This is a genomic window from Rhodococcus marinonascens NBRC 14363 (assembly GCF_001894885.1).
Taxonomy (GTDB): Bacteria; Actinomycetota; Actinomycetes; order Mycobacteriales; family Mycobacteriaceae; genus Rhodococcus_F; species Rhodococcus_F marinonascens.
Genome location: NZ_BCXB01000098.1, coordinates 1 through 3,549, shown reverse-complemented (window position 1 = coordinate 3,549; position 3,549 = coordinate 1). Strand labels below are relative to the sequence as shown.

Below are 3,549 nucleotides of genomic sequence, written 5' to 3'. Positions count from 1 at the left end.
CTGGTGATTGCCTCACTGCCGGCAGTACCGAATTCGGCCTCAGACCGAACGAGACGGTCACGCTCGAGACGTCCTACAAGGTGCCGGACGATACAGCTGCCGGGGAGTACGACAGCGGCGTGTTGGCCACGGGGAGAGTCATACCTAATGTAGGCGACAAGACCTTCAGCGTGATCGTCCGGGTCGCCGATCCGAATGTGCCGGACGATCCGAATATGGCGACGGGCAGTCTCGGGAGTTTGAGCTTCTAATCGATGGAGAAGGTGCCCTCTGATCGATTGTGCGACGCTGCGTGCCCTCCCCCGACCGGGAAGGGAAGTCTGGCACAAGCGTCGTCGGGCGCTTCACCCGAACAACTCGCCTCCGAACGCGTAGCCGACCTCCGCCGTACCGCCCCCTGCTCCACTCCTCCCCACGCACCCCGGAACCACCCACCGGTGCGCCTCCTGCGACGCCGCCCGCGCCACATCCGCACCGGTGGCCACGATTCCTCAGTCGCGTTCTCGACCGGTAGAGCCGTACCCGGCTTACCTCCCGGACTCAGTCCGTCAGGTTCCGGTTCGCAACGGGGTCAACCGGCCCGAGTCCGGTCCCTCGAACCCCCAAGTTCGACACACCTCTTGCACTAAAGGTGCGACGTGGTCTTTCAAGGTGCGTGTGGGGAGTGGGTACAGGGGGCGGTACCCGCAACATCGGATATGGCTTTGCTAGATGCCTACTTCAAAATTTTGCGGCGCGCCTCCCAAACGCTTGATCGGTACGCCCCTAGCGTGTGCGCCATGCCCACCGCACTGGACGCCTGGATGGACCGCTGGCGCTTCAAGTACCCACACGCCTCCGACAACCCCAGCCGGGACGGAACCTGGGCCCAGCCGCGCGTGCAGGCCCTGACACGCCGCTACATCGCCGCCCGCACCAACGCTGTACGCCTGGGACTGGTCCTCGACGTCGACGACGACCGGGCACAGTGGGCCGCCCGCAACGCCGACCTCCCGGACCCCACCGTGATGACGGTCAACCCAGCCACCGAACACGCACACCTGTGGTGGCTACTCGACAAACCCGTCTACACACTGCAAGCCGCCAGGGTCGCCCCGCTGCGCCTGTACGACCGGATCAACCAGGGGCTGATCTCCTCGGTGGTCGGCGCCGACCCCGGCTACGTCGGACACCTCACCCAGAACCCGGTGCACCCGGAATGGATCACCGTCTGGGGACCGGCGGACCCGTATTCGCTCACCGACCTGTCCAAGGCGCTCGGGGACCGGTTCCCGGATCCGCCGGCCTCCGGGCGCACCCCACTAGTACGCACCGGCACCGGCCGCAACGTCGAACTCTTCGACCGCACCCGCACCTGGACCTACGACGAAATTCGGCGACAAAGCTTCCCCGATATCGACACCTGGCAGCAGATGGTTCACGACTTCACCGCCCTGACCAACCTCACCCTCGACGCCAATACAGGCATCGGACCAATGAGCGCCAAGGAAGCCGCCCAGATCGGAAAATCGGTGGCGCACTGGACACACCGCCGGTTCACCGCACAAAAGTTCTCCACCCTCCAAGCCGCCCGCGGCCGGAATGGAGGCAAGAAAACCTCGCAAGAAAAAGTCAAAGCCGTTCGGCGCAACGCAGCTGCACCACGGCCAAACCGACGTGCCATTGATCCCGCCCTCGCACGAAAGGTCTTGCTCTGAGATGAGTGCTGAAACCCCAGCTCGCCGTAAGCGGAGTGCCAAAGAGGCCGCCAAGCTCCTCGGTGTCAGCGAACGCACCATCCGCAACCTTGTTGCTGAACCGCGGCAGGACTACCTCAGGCGCGCTGCCGAACAGCGGAAAAGGGCTGTCGAACTCCGCACGGAGGGTCTCAAGTACAAGCAGATCGCTGAAAAGATGGGCATCTCGATTGGTGTGGCCGGAAGCCTCATTCACCACGCACGCAAGCACGGCGAGATGGACTAGAACTGACGTCAGCCTGATAACCGACGTCTGAGCCACCGGATCGGGCCGTCCACGATCGGCAACGCAGCCGATTCCGGGGGCTTATGAGTCGACAGGATCTCTACTCCGGAACCATCGTCGAGATCCGCTGACCGCGGTGCTGCTTCGAGCATTCGAAGGGTCTGAGCCTGCGCCTGGATTATGCGTTCACGTTCAGCGGCGACCTGTTCAGCGGCCGCTCGTTGGGCATGTGCAACCGCCAGCTCCCGCTCAAGTTCAGCGATCCGGTGGACAGCCTGGCCAGTATCTATGGACACCGGAACATGTTCGTGGACATGTTCACGAACACCCTTGGACGACCTGGCCAGCCGATCCGGGACAAGGCCGGCCCCTAATAGATCCTCGATACCAATAGACCAGCCCTCGGTGGTTTTCTGGGCGCCGATGATCTTCCCGGACTCGATCCGGCGGAGCAGCGTTGCCCGGCTTACCCCTGTTCGGCGGGCGGCCTCAGACAGTGTCCACCGTGGGCGTGCTGGGCGACCCTGATCGGGGGTGTTCATGTCCATGTCCACAGTGTGCGTGGACGCTCGCCCACAGTGTTCACCCCACGCCAACCGAACCTGGGCATTTCAGGGGCAAGCCAGCGCGCAGCGGTGGCGCGGCAGCATTTCCCCACTACGCACCCATGGTGCAAGAGGTGTGTTTCAGATTTTCGTTGGTGCGGGAAGAGGGAACGTCGGCGCGCCGAGTTAGTCCTGATCGTCGGTGCCGACCGAACCGTTGAGGTCCCCGATCAGAATGTCGAGGTCCTCGATCAGTCTGCCGAGGTCCCCGAGACTGTCCGTGCTCGGAGTCTCGTTTTCCCCGTTTTCGACTGCCGACGAGGGGGGATTGTCGTCAGGTGTGGCCGCGGACTAGAACGGAAACGGCCGCTCGCCAGCCGAACACGTCGCCGAACTCCCCCTCCCCGCAGGATTCGAAGCCGCGCGCACACCCCGGAACCACCCGCAGATGCGCCTCCTGCGACGCCACCCGCGCCGAATCCTCACCAGGGGCCCTACCGCGATTCCTCGACTTCTGGAGAATCGACCAGGACCGCTGTTCAAAACAGTTCTGAGCGGTTAATCTCCCCGATCGACGTGATCAACGTCAGCCCTGCCAAGTTAGAGAGGGCGAAAATCAGAGGAGGATCTTTGCGTTCATCAACCCTGCGTGTGTGTGTGTCACCTCTGGTCGTGGGCATTGTCGCGGCCGGACTGATTGTGGTCGGTGTCGGCACTGCCGCCGCCGACCCGCCGCCACAGTCGAGCAACACCATTACCGAGAAAGACGTTACTGTCACAAAATCGGTGGTCGGCGACAATGTCGTGCATCCTGGTGACACCGTCACCTACAAGATCGTCGTCGAAAACAGCAACGAGACTGGATTTTCCTTTATCTTGCCGATCAGTGAGGTCCGGGACATCCCCCCGGACGGATTCGAGTTAATTCGGAACAGCGTGGAGGTAACTTACCGAGGGCAGCCGGTCGAGGGTGAACGCGTACTCGAACGCGTACTCGAATTCAATACCGATGGCGGTGTGACCGCTAAGTGCGACAGCTTTT

General features: G+C 62.8%; 5 protein-coding genes and 2 pseudogenes. 4 read left to right on the top strand and 3 right to left on the bottom strand.

Annotated features, from left to right (window positions below; all coding sequences use genetic code 11):
• Positions 1-251, top strand: a pseudogene (locus tag RM2_RS24790) (hypothetical protein); the annotation flags it as partial.
• A 93-nt stretch (positions 252-344) separates the two neighbouring features.
• Here RM2_RS24790 and RM2_RS24785 read toward each other — a convergent pair.
• On the bottom strand, positions 345-485 hold the full coding sequence (locus tag RM2_RS24785) for a hypothetical protein (protein WP_169846816.1): 141 nt from the start codon (positions 483-485) through the stop codon (positions 345-347).
• A 294-nt stretch (positions 486-779) separates the two neighbouring features.
• Between RM2_RS24785 and RM2_RS22875 the strand changes: the two genes are divergently transcribed.
• Positions 780-1,697 (top strand): replication initiation protein, encoded by a 918-nt coding sequence (locus RM2_RS22875; RefSeq protein WP_072691743.1) that lies wholly within the window; start codon positions 780-782, stop codon positions 1,695-1,697.
• 1 nt (position 1,698) lies between these two features.
• Complete coding sequence (locus RM2_RS22870; RefSeq protein WP_072691742.1) at positions 1,699-1,962, top strand: sigma-70 region 4 domain-containing protein; 264 nt, start codon at positions 1,699-1,701, stop codon at positions 1,960-1,962.
• 8 nt (positions 1,963-1,970) lie between these two features.
• On the opposite strand, the gene RM2_RS24335 is transcribed toward RM2_RS22870, so the two are convergent.
• Together RM2_RS24335 and RM2_RS25700 are read right to left on the bottom strand one after the other, a co-directional pair.
• Positions 1,971-2,510 carry a MerR family transcriptional regulator gene (locus tag RM2_RS24335; protein ID WP_174553888.1) on the bottom strand — a complete coding sequence of 180 codons (540 nt, stop codon included), beginning with the start codon at positions 2,508-2,510 and terminating at the stop codon, positions 1,971-1,973.
• Between the two features lie 331 nt (positions 2,511-2,841).
• Positions 2,842-2,976 (bottom strand): hypothetical protein, encoded by a 135-nt coding sequence (locus RM2_RS25700; RefSeq protein WP_281250437.1) that lies wholly within the window; start codon positions 2,974-2,976, stop codon positions 2,842-2,844.
• Between the two features lie 203 nt (positions 2,977-3,179).
• On the opposite strand from RM2_RS25700, the pseudogene RM2_RS22865 reads away from it, so the two are divergent.
• Positions 3,180-3,549, top strand: a pseudogene (locus RM2_RS22865) (hypothetical protein); the annotation flags it as partial.